Annotated in this window: 15 protein-coding genes and 1 tRNA gene; 10 read left to right on the top strand and 6 right to left on the bottom strand. The window is 46.8% G+C overall.

The genetic code is table 11. From position 1 onward, the window contains the following. The first annotated feature begins 100 nt into the window (after positions 1–100). Positions 101–1,462 (top strand): sensor histidine kinase, encoded by a 1,362-nt coding sequence (locus tag ACYVGO_RS22285; RefSeq protein ID WP_460971163.1) that lies wholly within the window; start codon positions 101–103, stop codon positions 1,460–1,462. Positions 1,463–1,471: 9 nt separating this feature from the next. Next, the gene (locus ACYVGO_RS22280) at positions 1,472–2,191 is read left to right on the top strand and encodes a LytR/AlgR family response regulator transcription factor (RefSeq protein WP_460971162.1); all 720 of its coding nucleotides are present in this window, start codon (positions 1,472–1,474) and stop codon (positions 2,189–2,191) included. A 103-nt stretch (positions 2,192–2,294) separates the two neighbouring features. Here ACYVGO_RS22280 and ACYVGO_RS22275 read toward each other — a convergent pair whose 3' ends face one another. The 4 genes from ACYVGO_RS22275 to ACYVGO_RS22260 form a co-directional block, all read right to left on the bottom strand. Beyond that, complete coding sequence (locus ACYVGO_RS22275; RefSeq protein ID WP_460971161.1) at positions 2,295–3,356, bottom strand: NAD-dependent epimerase/dehydratase family protein; 1,062 nt, start codon at positions 3,354–3,356, stop codon at positions 2,295–2,297. Positions 3,357–3,447: 91 nt separating this feature from the next. Further along, complete coding sequence (locus ACYVGO_RS22270; RefSeq protein ID WP_460971160.1) at positions 3,448–5,400, bottom strand: KUP/HAK/KT family potassium transporter; 1,953 nt, start codon at positions 5,398–5,400, stop codon at positions 3,448–3,450. 410 nt (positions 5,401–5,810) lie between these two features. Then, positions 5,811–5,942: transfer RNA gene (locus ACYVGO_RS22265), tRNA-OTHER, on the bottom strand. A 227-nt stretch (positions 5,943–6,169) separates the two neighbouring features. Continuing rightward, positions 6,170–7,708, bottom strand: a complete 1,539-nt coding sequence (locus ACYVGO_RS22260; protein ID WP_460971158.1) for a TROVE domain-containing protein — start codon at positions 7,706–7,708, stop codon at positions 6,170–6,172. A 351-nt stretch (positions 7,709–8,059) separates the two neighbouring features. Here ACYVGO_RS22260 and ACYVGO_RS22255 point away from each other — a divergent pair, with 351 nt between their 5' ends. The 8 genes from ACYVGO_RS22255 to ACYVGO_RS22220 all read left to right on the top strand — a co-directional run bounded on the left by ACYVGO_RS22255 (position 8,060) and on the right by ACYVGO_RS22220 (position 17,168). Continuing rightward, positions 8,060–8,833 carry an FHA domain-containing protein gene (locus ACYVGO_RS22255; RefSeq protein ID WP_460971157.1) on the top strand — a complete coding sequence of 258 codons (774 nt, stop codon included), beginning with the start codon at positions 8,060–8,062 and terminating at the stop codon, positions 8,831–8,833. Between the two features lie 182 nt (positions 8,834–9,015). Next, positions 9,016–9,972, top strand: coding sequence for a hypothetical protein (locus ACYVGO_RS22250; RefSeq protein WP_460971156.1), 957 nt, complete (start codon positions 9,016–9,018; stop codon positions 9,970–9,972). Positions 9,973–9,977: 5 nt separating this feature from the next. Beyond that, complete coding sequence (locus tag ACYVGO_RS22245) at positions 9,978–10,580, top strand: FHA domain-containing protein (RefSeq protein WP_460971155.1); 603 nt, start codon at positions 9,978–9,980, stop codon at positions 10,578–10,580. Between the two features lie 3 nt (positions 10,581–10,583). After that, positions 10,584–11,390, top strand: a complete 807-nt coding sequence (locus tag ACYVGO_RS22240; RefSeq protein WP_460971154.1) for a PP2C family protein-serine/threonine phosphatase — start codon at positions 10,584–10,586, stop codon at positions 11,388–11,390. Next, positions 11,380–12,168: a caspase family protein gene (locus tag ACYVGO_RS22235; protein ID WP_460971153.1), complete on the top strand. Its 789-nt coding sequence runs from the start codon at positions 11,380–11,382 to the stop codon at positions 12,166–12,168. Before ACYVGO_RS22240 ends, ACYVGO_RS22235 begins: the two co-directional genes overlap by 11 nt. A 31-nt stretch (positions 12,169–12,199) precedes the next feature. Then, complete coding sequence (locus ACYVGO_RS22230) at positions 12,200–14,386, top strand: serine/threonine-protein kinase (protein ID WP_460971152.1); 2,187 nt, start codon at positions 12,200–12,202, stop codon at positions 14,384–14,386. Between the two features lie 11 nt (positions 14,387–14,397). Beyond that, on the top strand, positions 14,398–15,318 hold the full coding sequence (locus tag ACYVGO_RS22225) for a tetratricopeptide repeat protein (RefSeq protein ID WP_460971151.1): 921 nt from the start codon (positions 14,398–14,400) through the stop codon (positions 15,316–15,318). Positions 15,319–15,353: 35 nt separating this feature from the next. Then, positions 15,354–17,168 (top strand): LamG-like jellyroll fold domain-containing protein, encoded by a 1,815-nt coding sequence (locus ACYVGO_RS22220; RefSeq protein WP_460971150.1) that lies wholly within the window; start codon positions 15,354–15,356, stop codon positions 17,166–17,168. 7 nt (positions 17,169–17,175) lie between these two features. Here ACYVGO_RS22220 and ACYVGO_RS22215 read toward each other — a convergent pair whose 3' ends face one another. Next, a complete protein-coding gene (locus ACYVGO_RS22215) occupies positions 17,176–17,967 on the bottom strand; it encodes a tetratricopeptide repeat protein (RefSeq protein ID WP_460971149.1) in 792 nt (263 codons plus the stop codon). Beyond that, complete coding sequence (locus tag ACYVGO_RS22210) at positions 17,964–18,551, bottom strand: RNA polymerase sigma factor (protein WP_460971148.1); 588 nt, start codon at positions 18,549–18,551, stop codon at positions 17,964–17,966. The genes ACYVGO_RS22215 and ACYVGO_RS22210 overlap by 4 nt, the downstream gene beginning before the upstream one ends. Positions 18,552–18,689: the final 138 nt, after the last annotated feature.

Genomic DNA, 18,689 nt, shown 5'->3' with positions numbered 1-18,689 from the left:
CGGGCATAAATGGCTGAACTCTTGAAGCCTCCCCACTCTTGTGAACTAATAGGGATGGCTCCTTTTTTTTCCAGAACCCTTTGCTAATAAGCAGAGACGATTGCTTATCTATTTAAATGTTACTTATTTATTGCTTTGCCCAATTTTCCTAATTGCTGAAAAATTAAACACAGGCCATTTTGTTCCTCATATAATTTTAGGCTATGTCTATTTGCTTGTAGGCGTAACTAATCTTTTTTCGGCTATTTATAGTGGTTTAGTCTTAACTAATAAACGAGAAATTATTATTTGTGGAAAACCGTTTGCCATTCAGACAGATAGTAGGTTAGATAACTCCATTCGATGGATTAGTATTTTATCCATTATGGTTATGGCCTTTTTAAACATGATTGGCTTTGGAAATCCATCAAACGATTCTATACTTGCCGATTTTGCCTTTGGACATTCATTAATCGTTTTAACGGCCATTCTTATTGGAAGAACAGCTTCGTTTTTTTGGTTCATCATTGTGATTTGTGTTCTTTTTTATACGGCTTATCGAATAGGATTTTCATATCGCTATAATTACCTGACGGCCACTGAATCAAATCGCTACGAACTAGCCATTCAAAAAAAGCAAAAATGGGCTTTAAGTCGCCAAGAAACATTACGTGCAGAAGGATTAAATCCCCCGACCGTGTCTCGTTATTTTAACGAATGGTTGATTTTTATTTTAATTGCCTTTTTTACCGGCTATTTCTTTACGGGGATTACGCTTGATATGATAAAAATTATTCCTGCTGTGACTCAGGATATTGCCAATGCCATAGATACTGTCAATCAGCAGGAACTAGACAGAGAAAGAGAAAAGAACTTTCAGGAAGAACAAAAAATGCTCCTTAAGCAAGAGTCCTTACGTGCTGAATTGAATTTTCTGAAATCTCAACTTAACCCTCATTTTCTATATAATACGTTAAACTACCTCTACGTAAAGAGCCTTGATTATTCTGATGATTTAGCAGGTTCTATTCTAAAAGTATCTGATATTATGCGCTATAGCTTACGCCAGGATTCAGACTTTGTTCCCCTAGATGAAGAGATTGCTTACCTGAAAGATTTTATTGATTTACATCAGCTTCGTAACGAAAATAAACTCAATATTAATTTTACTATAGAAGGAATTACTAAGCAAAAATTAATTATTCCGTTCATATTGATCAGTTTGGTGGAAAATGCGTTTAAGCATGGAAAACTAAATGAAAAGAACTACCCTTTAGTAATTAAAATTAGCTGTTATATAGATAGAATCGATTTTTATATATGCAATCGAAAAAATGATAGAGCTACTATTAATTCTACACAAATAGGACTGGCAAATATTCAACGTAGGCTTAACTTGACATACCCTTCTTCGCACTCTTTTAAAATTGAGCAAAATGATAATTTATTTTCCTGCTGGATAACCATAAAAGCTAGCTCTTAATAGTTGATTATGACTTGTATACTTGTTGAAGATGAGGAGTTTGCTATTCAGCACATGAAAACATTGATCAATAAAATTCCATTTTTGGAATTGAGACACTCATTCACAGATCCATCCGAAGCTGTACGCTATTTACAAGAGAATACTATCGATCTTGTTTTTTTGGATATTGAAATGCCGAACTATCTCATAAATGGTATTGAGTTTATTAAAATTATGGGCTATGGACATAAATATATTTTGACTACAGCTTATTCTCAGTACGCCTTGCAAGGCTATGAGTTGGACGTTGTTGATTTTTTACATAAACCTTTTTCTTTTGATCGTTTTCTGAAAGCAGTACAAAAAGCTCTGGAGAGAATCGAACGTTTGACAACCGAATCTAATAGTGATTTATTTATATATATAAAATCTGAAGGTAAATTACAAGCTGTCTATTTTGCTGAAATTTGCTGGATAGAAAGCGAACGGAATCATATTTCAATTTTTACAGAGACAGATCGAATTGTTTCAACATTGGCAATCAGTACTATCGAAATACAACTACCAACTAGTCAATTTAAAAGGGTACACAAATCGTATATTATTGCCAAGGATAAAGTAATTGCAATCAATAAAGGGAAAATCCATATTCGACGGAAAGATCAAGTCAAAGAAATTCCAATAGGCGAATCTTACCGAAAATCCTTTGCTCTCTTTCTTGATCCTAATGTGATCAAGAAAGAGTAGATACGGTTTTACTTATAGTGTGCTTAGCCTATTAAAAGCTCCTATATATTATAATATAAAAGCCTTTAATAGGTTAAGTAGTTATTTAAATAGCCTTATAGCCTTACTTCAAAATCGGCTCCAGAGCGGCCCGATTTTCGTTGAGCCAGTCGTGAATATCGCTCACAATCTCGCGGATACCGAGTTGGGGTTTCCAGCCGGTGAGGTTTGTTATGTTGGTATTGTCGGTGATGTACAACCGGATATCGGCGGCCCGGTTTTCGGCAACCTGTGTGATGGGGATAGTTTTGCCCGTTATTTCCTGGCAAATCTGAGTCAATTCCTGCAACGACGCGCTGCTTTCGACACCACCACCCGCGTTCAGAATCTCACCGTTTACTTTGTCGAGGTTGTGTAATTCCCAGTCAATCAGTCTATACAGGTCGGCAATATGAAGCATGTCTCGGGTTTGTTTGCCGGTGCCACCGTAGCCAATGTAGGCGAGCTTCTGCTCAAAATAGTGTTTGGCAATCCAGAGTACCATAACGCCCTGATCCACCTTCCCCATCTGCCAGGGTCCGGTAATCACCCCGCAACGGTTGATCACCGTTTTCAGTCCGTAAAATTCATTGTATTCCTGAATCAGTAACTCCGACGCCAGTTTCGTAGTGCCGTAAAGCGACCGGGCACCCGTGAGGGGAAAATCTTCGGCAATACCTTTCGACGATACGCCCGGAACGGGTTGGTTGTCGGTCAATACAAAGCGCGTATCGGCCTCTTCGAAATTGAGGGTTTCGATGGTCTTAATCGGATAAACGCGGCTTGTCGACAGGAAAATGAAATTAGCTTTATGCTTTAGGGCATAGTTTAGGCAATTAACTGTGCCAAATAGGTTGGTATTGATCAGGTAATCGGGTGTTCCATCCAGACCGGCCAGTACCGACGGTTCGGCAGAGGCTTCGATTACGGTATCGACGGCGGGGAGTGCGTCGAAATCTTCCTTGTTCCGAATGTCGCCGTGTAGAAACTCGATGCCTGCCGCTTTTAACCGAGCCAGACTCAGTTCCGATCCGCGCCGTTTGAGATTATCGAGTGCAAAGATTTGATATTGCGGATAGTTCTGTTTTAATGAAATAGCCAGCGATGAGCCAACAAATCCGGCCCCGCCGGTGATGAGAAGTTTCATAAATTAGTGAAGAGTGAAGAATGAAAAATGAGGAGTAATGGCGAATACACTAGGGTAAGCTATTCATCACTCTTCACTTTTCATTCTTCATTTACGAAGTGATGCGTTTTAATTGGACGTTTTCCACGGGACGGATAACCAGCGGGACTTTTTCAATTTTAACCGAGCTGCTATCTAAGCCAAACCAGCGGTCTTCGGGAGTGGTGAAGCTTTTAATGCTGAAATAAATATTCATAATGATCCGCTCGCGGGTGGGCAATTCATTCTCGAACGACAGGAATTTTTCAAGTACCACGAAGCGGAAATCGCCGATAACGTTCTGACGACTAAGTGATTCGTAACGGCTCGTAATATCCACTTCTTTATTTTTTACCATGTCCTCGATTACCTTGCGGAAGAACAGGTTGATCCGTTGCTCGACGCGGAACCCTAATTTAAAGGTCACTTTATAGGCATCGTCGGGCGCAATGGTGTTCACTTTATACTCCATCGTATACGGATCATCGGTAGTATCGACGTGAACGAACCAATAGATATCCGCGCGTTTTGGGCGTTTCTGGAAGATGGAGTAAATGATTTTTGACTCTATTTCCGACTGCCGGGCCGCATTGCTCATAAAGACAATGTGGGTAGCGTATTTCGGAATACTAATGTCGCGGCTGAGTTCTTTAATGGCCTGTGTGTACTGGTCGATTCGGACGTATTCCGTTAAGCGAAGTTTGATCTGGAACGCCTGTAGCCAGATGTACATGACCCCGGCAATGGTTGCGCCGATTAACACCGATACCCAGCCGCCGTGCGGGAACTTGATCAGGTTCGCGACCAGAAAAGAGCCCTCGATACCCAGATAAACCGTCAGGAACAGGACTACCCACCATGCCTGATACTTGTGCGTATAGAGGTAGTACGACATCAGTAAGGTGGTCATCAGCATGGTCAGCGTAATGGCCAGACCATACGCGGCTTCCATATTCGATGATTCCCGGAAGTAAAGGACTACGCCCACGCAGCCTGCCCAAAGCAGGAAATTAACACTCGGAACGTACAACTGACCTTTCTGAACACTCGGGTAACGCAACCGAACTTTCGGCCAGAAATTAAGCCGGATGGCTTCACTAATGAGCGTAAATGAACCACTGATCAGGGCCTGACTGGCAATAACGGTAGCGGCTGTGGCAATACTGATACCAATGGTCAGGAACCAGGGCGGCATAACCTCATAAAATGGAATACGTTCTTTCAGGCTCTGGCCTTCGATACTTAACAACCAGGCCCCCTGACCGAAGTAGTTAAGTACCAGACAGGATTTGACAAATACCCAGCTCACCCGAATATTGGCCCGGCCGCAGTGGCCCATGTCGGAATACAACGCTTCAGCCCCGGTTGTGCAGAGGAATACCGAACCCAGCAGCCAGAAACCACCCGGATACTCCGACAATAACCACCAGGCATAATAGGGGTTAATGGCGGCCAGAATACCCGGTGCCTGTGCTATCTGAACGATACCCAGCGTACCCAGCATGACAAACCAAACAAACATGATCGGGCCAAAAGCGGTACCAACCACACTTGTCCCGAACGCCTGAATCAGGAACAGGATGGTTAGAATCGCAATGACAATTTCAATGATCTGGATGTGGGTGATGGCGGGGTATAATAACCTAAGTCCTTCAACTGCCGAGGATACCGAAATGGGCGGGGTAATAATCCCATCGGCCAGCAAGGCCGATCCACCAATAATAGCCGGTAGCGTTAGCCAGCGAGCGTGTCGGCGAACCAGCGCATACAGAGCGAAAATTCCCCCTTCTCCCCGGTTATCGGCCCGCAGGATCAGGATAACGTATTTAACGGTCGTTTGCAGGGTGAGCGTCCATAGTACACAGGAAAGTGCTCCCCGGACTACATCCGCTCGAATCGGATTGTTTGGCCCAACAATAGCCCGGAGTGTGTACAGGGGCGACGTACCAATATCGCCGTAAATGATACCCATTGCCACCAGCAAGCCAGCGGCTGTCACAGTATCTAAATGCTTTTTGTCTTCCATATACTAGGCTTGCGCCTTCTTGTGTACGAGCGGGTAAAAACCGGGCAAAGATAACCTATGTTTGGCTTCGTTAATCGTGGTTTAATCGAAAGTTGCCTATTCGCTAAAATCATAGCAAACTGATTGCTGGCAGAAAGGAGTGAATGCACGGGCAGAAAACCAGATCGTTCTGGCTACCGTATATATGGAGGCCACTCTCCAATTGGCCGGGTTTTGTTTAATTAGGTGGGTTTTGCAGATGGTCCGCTCACTCAGTGGACCATCTCTTTTTTAACAATAAACCAAGATATAAAAATGCCAGAAGCTGCATCCTTTCAGGACGCAGCTTCTGGCATGGTTAAATTAAAAAAGCAAGGCAACAAGCGATAAGAGTACATTAGATGCTCTACCACTGAGCTACAACAGATTGCTCTATTGGCCGGATTCGAACCGGCGACCCTCTCGACCTCAGCGAAGTAACTCTAGTCTACGGCACTTACTTAAATTATATACAGGGCAACTATTGATAAGGTACGTGGGTTGCTCTAACCAACTGAGCTACATTGGGTACACACTACCCAATGGCCAGGATCGAACCGGCGACTGACGAAGTAACCTTAGTCTACGGCACCTGTATAATTGGTAAAAAACAGGAGTAACAAGCGGAACGGGAAATGGGGCATTGCTTGCCAGAGTCGAACTGGACCATCTCACTCCACGCTGGAAGCCACATGATTCCTCCCCTTCATGGTGCGAAGTAACCCACTCCTACGACATCCTGTTTAGTCTATCAAAGCGCAATCTGTTCAATTGTGCTTAGCGTCGTTTGACCTTCTTCGAGTGCCTGCAACACATCGAACACTTTGTCCGACCATCCGGCAATCAAATAAACATCGTTCTTTTCGACTCGTAGGGGTGAGTTACCATAGCCCGCCAGATCGAACAAATACAATCGGGCATTGGGGAACATACGTTTGTATGCTGCCCATTTCGCCGATAACGTATTGGTTTGGCTTTTGTTAGCGGTTTTACTGTCCCACAATTGCACATCGGTGAATACCATTACTTTATCTGCCTTGTACCGTTGTTGAATGAGGTCTTCGAGCACCAGATAACCGTTGGTCGAATAACCTACTTCTCCTTCGCGCCGGTAAAATTCGTCCACGTTGGCCAGTACCTGCCGCGTAGGTAGAGCAATGGGTTTCCATCGGTCACCAAACATGCCACTTAGCACGTTCCGGCACTTTGCCTGCAACAGCATCCCCAATAACAAGCCGATATCATATAATAACACTTTACTTTTTGGCGAAATTGCCTTCTGCATTGAACTCGATACATCACAGGCCACAACTACGCTGGTCTGATAGTCGAAACCACGTAGGTTGGCTACGCTGGCATAGATCGCATCTTCGAGGGCTTCGAGTACGATGGGTACATGGCCAAGTGGTAACGCCTTCAACTCGCGATAAGCCGACAGAAACCGAAAAGGTAACTGCTTGGCATTCCGAACGGCTTTTTCGCTGGCTAACAACGCGCAAACCGTTTCAATATGCGCTCCGCTGATGCCTGCTTCGAGCATGTTGCGGAGATTGCGCAACGTGGCCATGTATCCCAACCGCCCACTGGCAATCAGTTCTTCCCATTTTGCCCGAACGGAGGCTACTTTCTCCGCTTCCGAAGCAAATTTGGTTTGACCCAGCGCACTTAGCTCAGTTTCCCAGGTGTAGGGCGTCGTCAAGGTTCCCGTTGCGATTTTATCGAAAACAGCTTGCTGAGTTTCTGCCTTTGCTTTCGGATGAACCAGAAACAGCGCATCCCGAAGCTTTACTGCCGTAGCTCGCTCGTATTTGGCAAATTGATATTCATCGAATTTGTTGAACGCCACGGCCAGTCCTTTCTGCATCTGTTTCGAAATGCGGTTGAGTTTTTTTGTTCCGGTACGCTGGTTTGTTAGCTGGTAGTAAGCCAGTAATTCCGTAATTTCATCCGGACGCTGAACGGCCCGACCAACGGCCTTTCCCACTAAATCATCGCCATTGTGCACTTTTGCCAACTCACCCAGCAACATAATTAGTGTTGACCGTAGATACAGTTGTTCCCGGACATAAACCGCCAGTTTTGCTACGAACACCGGATTTGCCTGAGCCACCAATGCCTGAATCCGCTGTACTCGCTGATCGGCTTTCTCATACGTAGAGTCGTTTAACATCGTCGTTACCACGGCAGCATACAACTCCATTTCAGTTGTTAGGGCAAACGCTTTAGCGCCTTCATAGTTGACGCTTTTGATGTCATTGGGATTGGCGCGGTTGAAGATGTTGAATTTCATGATCGTCGATGTTTGTTTTATGAACTTGACGATACAAAGGTTTACCCCATCTGCGCAGTCTTTTTGCGTAGATAAATTTATTTTCAGTTTTTTGAAAAATAATGGATTAGAGATTCTCAAATATTGTTCCTGTAACGTCAATGAGCCTTAGTTCGTAGACGGTTTGTATAATACGGTTGTGTACTAAGCCCCCATAGTATCTGAAAAAACCGTGAGACCCTTCAGTGGTCACAGAATAGTAGTTTCTAATAGATAAACCTTTATTAATCAGAAAGTACATCAGTAAATTAAGATTAATGTATTCTATTTTTTAATTTGCTCATCCAATAGTATTTACACACCATACCCTTAATGATTGTATCCACGAACAATGACCAGTTTGACCAACTGATCGACGACTTAAGTCGACTGCCTACCTATACGATTGGGCGAGCGGCAACGAACTCAATTGTTGTTGCTAACGGGAAAGTAAGCGGGCAACATGCTCTGCTGATTCAGTGTACCCCAACCAGCTTTATTTTCGAAGATCTGTCCAGCAAAAATGGGTCGTTTGTCAACGATGTTCGGATTACCCGTAAAGTTGTTGACCGAAACGATACGCTTCGACTGGCTGATACTGTATTTGCTATTGATGAACTGCTTGCCTTACTGAAGACCGAACCGGTTTTGCCGGTACACTCAGCCCCTATAGCGGAACGCGTTCTCCCTGTTCTTCCTAAATCGGAGTTTAATCCGCTTGATTTTACCGGCCCATTTGCTGATTTGAAACAGGTTTTTGAGCAGTATCCGAAACTGCGTCGGGATTGCCGGAATCGCGAGAAGATGATTCGAACGGGGAGCGTTATTGTTTCTTCCATTGTGAGTGTAAGCGCCGTACTGTCGACGGGAGGGGCTGCCTTACCACTGCTTCAGATCTTATCGGGCGCGGGCTTAAGCGTATTGGTACCTACGTTGTGCTCCACCTTATTGTCGACCGATGAGAAACTGGAAATCATTGACAAAGAATTTAAAGAGCGCTACCGTTGCCCCAATCCCAACTGCCGGGATTCATTTGGTACCCGCGAATGGGAACAGCTGGCCCAACAAAAAACCTGTCGCCGGTGCCAGGCGATTTGGGTTCAATAAAAAAACTTTCTTTTTCTGACTTACCTTTTTCGGGCCAGACTTATTAAGTAAAAGAAGACTATATACTGTGCAATGGATAATCACGAACTCATAGTGATCAACTCCTTATTCAGTAGCCATTGTTCATTTTACATTCTCCATTTCCTTAACTGACATCCTTCACGGTTTATTACTTAGTCACCATGTCGCAACCTTCCGATCAAACCGATTTACAAACCGATTCATACACGATGGGCTCTTCCGCTTCTATCCCCACCAAATCAGGACTGAATACCAAAAAAATGCTGGGCATCTCAGCCGCCACGTTGTTATTGGGCGGGTCGGCCTGGGCCATCAGCCACCAGATTGTTAACTTAAAAGAGCATCCGGCTGTCGATGAGCCAACGCCATCAGATGGGCCCGTTCCTGCAACGCTACCCGATGATGTCGATGTAGCGAGGAAAACAACGGACAATATGACGTTTGAACAGGCGTTTGAAACCGCCCGCGAGGAAGTTGGGATGGGGGGTGTTTTTAGCTGGCATGGACACTGGTACAACACCTTTGAGAAAGAAGAATGGGGGAGTCTCTCGCTGGCACAGCGGCAGGAGTACACAGAAAATATTACCGGCGAGCATCTGCCCGTTAAGCCCTATACCCAACCGAATACCCATACGGCTGCACCTGTTGCCGGACAGCAAACAGAAGCTGTTTCAGAACCCACCATTATTGAAGGGCATCTGAACGGGCAGCGGGTAATGGGTCTTGATTTTGATCAGGATGGCGTGATCGATACACTGGTTATGGAAGGAACTGATGGCTATACCTACCGCATAGTCGATGCCAGTGGCGATGATGGGTTAGATACGATGTATCTGTATGATTCGCTGGATGGTGAACTAACGGCAGCCGTTCGCTTAGATCATTCGATTGTGTTGAGTAATGATCAGTTTAGCCAGGGCCTGGAAGAGAGTATGTCCAAAGAAGTGGTCGATTCGATCCTGGATGCCGACGAAACGCCAACACCTATGCTGGCAGTCTCTCATGAAAATGACATCGCCGATGAGCCAGCGCATACCGATCATAGCCAGGCGGATGATTCGTACGACTCCGATGATACTTATGTGAATGATGGTGATGTTCAGGACATGGACGAATAGGGCACATGAGTGGATTTAAAACAACGCTTATCAATTGCCAGCAGTGCGGACGGCGCATTATGGTTCGTGCCGCCGATACGGAGCGAGGCTCGATTACGTGTTCGCATGTGGGTTGCGGAGCTGTGAATGTATTGAAAAAGCCAAGTCAATACAGCGAAGCTATCGTTCAGGGAATTCCCGCATTTGGGCAGTTAACCTACCTGGGTAATCCCGAAACAAACTACCCGCTACAGTTTGGAGCTAATGTTATCGGTACAGCTGATGCCTGTACGGTTCAGGTAGCCCGGTTTGTGCATGATGGCCGGTGTTTCATCAGTCGTCGACATTGTACGCTAACCGTCACCTTTGATAAATGGACGGGCCAACTGCGCTACCAGCTTCGGGATGGTGCCGTAGATGCCACGACTCATATAAGTCAGCATAGCCTGAACGGTACGTTCTTAAACGGTACAGGCCTACAGAAAACCGAAATTATCGACGTTAATGATGGAGGTATTATCACGCTGGGCGGGGTCGATCGGTTTCGACTAACGCACTTTGCTATTCCACCAGCCATGCTTGAGACCTATACAATTGAACTGGATTTTAACCCCGACCGAACGCAGTAAACGATGCAGATTCATCCATCATTGCCCATTGCCTTTTCGCACATTGGCCAACGGACTGTCAATCAGGATACGTTATATCCTACAGTGGATAAGGCTACTACGCAAACGCAGCTTTTTGTTGTTTGCGACGGCATGGGCGGTGCCGATAAGGGAGAGGTTGCCAGCCAATTACTTTGTGATACGATAGTGCGTTATGCTGCGTCAATGAACGATCCGATTTTTGATGTCGTGCACATACAGGCTGCGCTTCATCTGACGTATGAATCCTACACAACCTATTTGAGCCAGCATCCGCTAATTAGCCGGATGGGTTCGACACTGGCGTTACTGCAACTCCATGAGCGCGGGGCTACCGTAGCCCACATTGGGGATAGCCGGGTGTATCAGCTACGAGGGGGTAAGATCATTTTTCAGACGCAGGATCACCGGCAGGTAAACGACATGGTTGAGTCCGGAATTATTACCGCTACTCAGGCACTGACCCATCCCTGGCGGAATCGGTTGAGCCGGGCCGTGGTCGTTAGCGCTGCCGATAAAAATGGACCGATGAACCCGCCGACGCCGGACATTACGGTCCTGGCCGACGTTCGGGCGGGCGATTACTTTTTTATGTGTACGGATGGCGTACTGGAAAAAATAGACGACTATGTACTAAGCACCCTGCTGGCTGGTGATATGCCCGATCAGGCTAAAATAGGATCGTTGCAAGCCTTATGCGATGGGAGCACAAAAGATAACTACTCGGGCTATTTAATTGGCATCAGCCACGTAACACAAACCGAACCCGTTCGGTCAGTCAATGCCTTTTAACACGATGCTGACTCTATTGCTGATTAATATAGGAATGGTATTGGGATATTGGCCATTGCCGGTAAGTGGGCAAACCTATGCGGTAGTCGTAGGTATTGCCGATTATGAGGCTCTTTCCTATTCAACCGGCGATTTACGATTTGCCGACCGGGATGCCCGGCAGGTTGTTGCTTTTTTGCAGAGTAAAGCTGGTGGTAGCGTACCTGCCTCGCACATTCGGCTTCTGACCAATCGGCAGGCTACACAAACTGCTATTCAACAGGCATTAATGCTCTTTCGACAGGCGGGGCCAAACGACCGGATTATCCTGTACTTTTCAGGTCATGGCTTGCCCGATAGTTTTGTTCCCTACGATGCCCGACCAGGCAAGCCTGACAACCTGCTAACCTATGCCGCCATTAAAGCGGCTTTTCATGATTCTGACGCGATCACAAAATTATGCATCGCCGATGCCTGTCTATCGGGAGGAATAACCCGTCAGCAGGCCAGCCAACGGGCCCTAGCGAAACAGGTACGTGACGGAAGCAACGTGGCGATGCTACTGGCCAGTCGATCGACGCAGTATGCCATTGAAGATCGACGCTTAGCAGGAGGGGCCTTTACGTATTTTCTGCTCAGAGGGTTGACGGGGTACGGTGATCTCGACGGGAATGGAATTGTTACGATTCGAGAGTTACATCGGTACGTAGCTCCGCTGGTTAAACAGCGAACGCGAGGCAAACAGACGCCGGTTTTTTATGGCCGATTTTCCGATAATCTGCCTTTAGCGTATCTTTGATTAAGCTATCCACGCTACCTAACCCGCTATTATGAACCAGACGTTTACTTCGTTTCTTGACTTTAAAAAACGCTATCCGATTCGCCCGAACGATGAGGGCGCTCTGTTAGGCGTTGGTACATACGGCCGGGTTATAAAGGTTGAAGATCAGCTCGAAACGGAGTGGGTTGCAATAAAAATCAGCGAGTTTAAGGGCAGCGATACCAAGTCGCTAAAGGCCGAAGTTGAACTGGCACAACGGGTGCCCCGGCAGGCGAATATTGCCCGTTACGATGCCTGCCACCGGCTGGAAACCGATACGAGTATTAGTGATTTCGCCATCATGAAATACTACCCGGATGGCAACCTGGCTGACCTGCTTCGGCGCGTAGCGCTGACACCCACGCAGATTTATGATATTACGCGGGGTATCTTACTGGGCCTTCAGCACCTGCACCGCCACCGCATTGTTCACCGCGATTTTAAACCCGCCAACATCCTGATCTCCCGCGATAATGCCGGGCGGTTTATTCCAAAGATTGCTGACTTTGGCCTCAGCAAATTAGTGAGCGATGACGAACTCGACAGTTCTGATTTCGACCTGAGCGACGGTCGGGGTACGCCGTCCTACAAAGCGCCCGAACAAATTGAAGGGAGCCGGGTTAGTTTCAATCTCGATTTATGGGCGTTTGGTGTCATTCTCTACGAAATGATGACGGGCGAAAAGCCATTCCGGGCCGATTTACGGAATAGCAGCGAGCAGTCGGTGCGACGGGAGATTGAGAAGAAAATTATAACCGTCGAACTACCGGCTCGCCTAAGTGAGATTCCAGAGCCCTATGAGGCTATGATTCGCCGATGTCTGGTCCGCGACATTCACGAGCGGGTTCGGAAAGAAGACGAATTGCTGGATTTGCTGGACCAGATTCCGCAACTGATGACGCAGGCTAATACACTACTCAAGCAGGGTGATTACCAGCAGGCGATCGACCTATTTGAGCAGGTGCTGGCTAAACGGGAACAACATGCCGAGGCCCAGACTAAACTGGACCAATGCACGGAAGCACTTCAGCAGCAACACCTGACTACGCTGCTGAACGATGCCGACAGTTTACGGGGACAACAGCATTTTGAGCAGGCCAAAAGTCAGTACGAGCAGGTACTACGACTCAACCCAACCAATGAAGCGGCCATTCGGGGGTTAGCTTTGTGCATCGAGCAACTTCGGCCAAAACCGCTGGTTGTTGAGTCGGAGCTGACCGATGTTTATCAGGAAGAACGGACCGATGTTTATGTAGCTCCCTCGGCTCCAACGCCGGTTGTAGCCCAAAAAGCAACGAAATCCAGGCCAACATCAGCCCCTGCTCCTAAAGTGCACAGTCCATCCACACAAAGTGAGATGGTACCCAAACCGGCTATTGGACAATCGACCAGCACCACAGCTGGTCGAACCTTTCCGTGGAAGCTTGTGGCTCCGGCAATCGTGGTTATGGGTGGCCTTGTCTGGTATCTTAACCCGGGAGGAACTAAGCTGGCAACAGAGCAGAAGCCCGATAGCCTCTCAAGGGCAGGTATTCCGCCCATCGAAAGTACGAAGCTAACAACCCCAAAATCGTCGGAAACGCCGGGTATGGAATTCGTTTCTGATAAATCGAAAGATGCACTGAAGAAACGAATCGATATTGCCCTTGATAAAGCTCGCCGGGCGTATAAACTAACGGATTATGATCAGGTTGTGGGGCTGACTACTAGCGCGCTACAACTCGACCCCACACGCCAGGATGTAGGCGCATTACGTGAGGCTGCACGTAAAGAAATCCAGAAGAATCCGCCGACCGAACAATCTCCGGTTAGTCCTACGCCAAATGATGAGTCAAAGACAGTACCTGAAACCGGAAAGCCAAAGGAGGTTGAACCTGAGATAGATAATAAGGAAAAACACCTGAAAGAGAAGCAGGATGCCTATGACCAGTTGATTGAAGAAGGCATGAAAGCGATCGCTAACGGGAATAACAAAGTGAAAGCTATTGCTTCTTTTACTAAGGCGGAGGAATTGGCAAAAGACCCGGCATTGAGTACCGATAAAGCGAATGCAGCTTACACACTCTACATGAACAAAGCGAATAAAATCTTCGCAACCGACGAGTTTGAAGGAGCGAAGGCCTGGTATCAGGTAGCACAGTCCCTGAAAGATACGGAGGAGGTCAGACGGAAAATTAAACAGTGCACCAATCAGTAACCCCAATTATAATGCGTAAACCACTACACCAGTTCATCCTGTTTCTGTTCGTATCCGTTGCTGTGTTGCCTGGAAAGCAGGCAATAGGCAGGCCATCCGTAACAACAGTTCATGTCGATGATGAATATGATCGGTACAAAAAACGAGGAGACGATTTTTTTAAGGAAGGTAAATACTTCGAAGCCCGCCGACAGTATCAGAACTGCCTCGAAGTCCCCGGTTTCGAAAACGATGCGTATGCGAAAGAACAGATTCAGGAATGCACAGTAGGGCTGAAGCTGCGTCAACAGGCCGATGAAGCCATGCAGCAGGGTAAAGGACCGGAATCTATCCGTTTCTTTGGTCAACTCCTGAATCTCAATCCCGATGATGCGCTGACAAAGGCGCAGTTGGCTGATTATTACGAGCGAGAGGGCAATCAGTTATACGGTCAACAAAAATATGCTGAGGCCAAAGCGCGCTATATAGAGGCCCTTAAGTATACCACGAAGCAGACAACACTGATGTTACAGATTCGGAACTGCGAAGAAAAAATGAAGCAGATTGCGATCATTCAACGTCCCCCTAAGCTCATTGGGCTAAAAGTAGCTGCAGGCGTAGTTGCCATAGGAGCCGGGGCTTATGCCGTCCTCTTACGGCATGACTACCAGTCGAAAATGGATGCGCTGAATCAGATTAGTCAAACTGCCGATCCAACGGGTAGTGGCGTCATTGCGAATCCAGATACCTACCGGCAATACGGTGATGCCTATAAAGCAGCTCAGGCGGCCCAGCAAAAAAATGGCTTGTTCAAAGCCTGCCTGGGTGTTGCAGCCGTAGCCACCATTACCGAAATCTACCTGCTGGTTCACAAACCAAAGTCGCGCATCAATGCACTGAACTGGAAACCGTCCTCACAATCGTGGGGGCTGGCCATTAGCTATACCTTTTGATTTCTCTATCCACCTACTCTTTAATTCTCTTGACAATGAATCGTTTATCTGGTTATATAGCGCTTTTTTATAAAATAAGTCCGGCCTTTTTGTGGTGTCAGATGCTTACATCTGACGCTGCGAGGTTTCTCAAAACCTCATTTGTACATATTGAGTCGGTTTCTCAAAACCGACCCCAGATCAAACCGTTTTATAAAACAGCCCTGGTTGGTTATATAAGTTTTTGCCTGATGATGAGCAGCGGAGCGCTCTTGTTGAGTTGCGGTAACTGGGAGATTCCTACGCGTAAATCACAACGGGAATGCGTGAAACCAGCGGGTACGCTTGTTACGCAAAGCCAACAACTGAAGGTCGATTTTTCAATCAGCGGCAGTACTGGAACCATCGATAAGGTAAGCTGGGATTTTGGTAATGGCAGCACTACGGCTACCACCGGTATGACAGTTAGCTACACCTACCCAACCTCGGGTACCTACACGACCAAAGCAACGTTGACAAATTCGTGTAACCAGGAAACCGTGCTTCAGCAGGTGATTTCGGTAAGTAATGCCAGTTCGCCAACCGTAACCATGCAGCCCCCGACCGATATATTGACGACATCAGCAGCGGTGCGAATGACGATCACATCGACAGGTAATTCAACCATTACCCGCTACGGAATCTGTTACTCGGCAACCAATACTGTACCGGACATCAACAAGGATAATGTAGTTGACCAAACGACGGCTTTGCCTATTAATAGCTCAGCACCATTTTCGCTAACGGCTCTCCTGCCGAACACGCTTTATTACGTGCGTAGTTTTGCCGTTAACTCATCGGTATCAACACCAGGCTATAGTGATGTGCAAACATTCCGGACTGGACAAAACCCCGCCGTTGCTGTTAATGGCACGGCTTCAATTGGGACGACAACGGCTTCGGTCAATTTTGTTGTGACGAGTCCCGGTAGTCCAGCCGCTGTGGAGTATGGAATCTGCTATTCGTCGAGCAGTAGTACGCCTGATATTAAAAATTCATCGACGGTAAAAGTGACCAGCCCGGCTCCCAATGCGAATGTTGTGGTTAACCTGAACGACCTGACTCCGAACAAAACGTATTACTACCGCCCGTATGCCATGACTGCTTCTGGCGATGTTATTTATGGCGATGTGATGACGTTCACAACCCAGATAGACGCAGTTACACAGGATTTAGTTGCCTCCGTGTCATTTACCGATCGGTCATTGCTGGATGCCAGCGGGAATAGCAATCACGTCAAATTGGTTGGTGCGCCTACTTTCGTAACTGATCATAAAGGCAGGGCTAGCTCGGCGATTTCGTTAAATGGGTCGGGTGATTACTTCTATATGGATGATAATAATACATTAAATCCTGAAGCCCTTTCAATTAGCTTATGGATAAAGCCTGTTGCCGCTACTGGGCGGATGCAGATTTATAACAAGGCACGTTTCAGTGATGGCTTGCCGCAAACGTATAGCTCGTTGATAAAACTAGAGAATGATATAGGTCCTGGTCTTACGTTTATAACGGATATTAAGCAAAATAGTAATTGTCAGGGTGGTGTAGGCTGGCAGGATTTAATATTTACCAGCCCCGTTACATTGAACACCTGGTATCATCTTGTATTTACCTACAGTGGCCGGTCGGCCCGAATGTATTTTAACAACGTGCTGGTATTCAAAACGGATAATCTGCCTGCCGATAAAATGGATTCGTGCCCAGGTGGTGAGTTGAAATTTGGGGCGCAATACCAATCGCTTCCCTGGTATTTTAATGGCGCTATGGACGATATCCGGATTTATAAACGTGCGATAACCGCTGCTGAAGTTCAAACGTTATTTAACCAATAAACCCGGGTTACTCTATTTTTTTTACTACTTGTTTTGCCAGCGATTGGAATGGATTGGCCTTGTCGGCACTGATGGTTTTCAGTATCGGCAGGGCCTTTTCTTTTTGCCCGTTCTTCACATAAGCCAGGGCCAGAAACCACTCGGATTTTTGCCGGATTTTTGCGGATGGAGCGCTTAACGCTTTGGTCAATAACGGGATTGCTTCCGTGGGTTGCTTGTTGGCCAGATAGCTTAAGCCCAGAAAATAATTTTTGTAGTAAATGGTCTTTTTGTCGGCAGGCAGCGTGCTTAGTTGGGCAATAACCTGGTCGTACTTCCCTGATTTATACGTAGCCAGCGCATCCAGCAACTGGGTTCGGGCATCCGGTGAAAACGTGCCGGATGGAAAATCTTTGACCAACTCATCCGACGAGTCGGGCGAAAAAGTTTCGGCGTAGGCAACATCAGTTTGCCGACTGGTGGTTTGCTGGTAGGTATAATAACCCAGGCCCAGCACTAAAATGACCGAAGCTGCCGCAGCCCAATAACGCCAGCTGATCAACGGCCGAACAGCGGTTTTTGAGTCAGGCGTTGCTTCAGGCGTGGCTATCGTTGCTTTGTACTGCAATTTCGCCCGTTCCAGTGCTCGTTCGATGCCCAATGCCCGGAGCCCCAGCCGGATGTCGCGCTGGCGGTTAACTTCCGCCTGAAGTTCGGCATCGGCCAGCATATCGCTCTCGAACAAAGCCCGGTCTGCTGCCGATAGTTCGTTGGTGAGGTAGGCTTCAATAACCTCGTATTGTTCTTCAGATAAGTTCATAATCCGTTCTTATTAGCCGTTTTCTGATAAAACCCTTTCAGTTTTTCGGCACAGTCGTATCGTTTCGATTTAACCGAGGACTCTTTCATGCCAAGTCGCTCGGCAATTTCCCGCAAGGATAGTTCTTCCACATAAAACCATTCAAGTAGCTTTCGGCATTCATCTTTAAGCTGCTGTAACGACTGTCGAACCGCGTTCACAATCTCCATTCGTTCTAAATCCTTCATGACATCGGCTGTATCAATCGCGTCGAATGATTCAGGCATGGTGGCCCGATTCCGGAACCGGGCCGATTTTAATTCGGTCATCCACACCCACTTGCAATACTCAAAGACAACCGTAGTGACACGGGTGCCCGCCTGAAACTGGTATTTGCCGGTCTCGATATTGAGCAGGAAATTGAGCAGTCCCTTTTGGAAAGCGTCTTCAGCGTCCATTTCTGTACCACTGTTGGTTAGCACCCAGTAGCGGAAGGAAGGAAATGATTCTGCGTATACATACTGGTACGCCCGCTCATCGCGCCGACGTAAGGCATCGTAAAAATCCTGATCTGTTGCGTAAATGGGTAGTGGTCGGGTTGGCATAAGGTGGTCGAATAGACGAAGATAAAACCCAATAGCACATCATCTTATCCAGCCGCCAATCATTGGTGAATAGGAGATGTACGGAAAAGGTAAGTGATAAAAAAAATTGAAAAGCCACTTACCTTTTCCGGGTTGATG

This window comes from Spirosoma migulaei (assembly GCF_054776855.1).
This window is presented reverse-complemented; position numbering and strand designations above follow the sequence as displayed.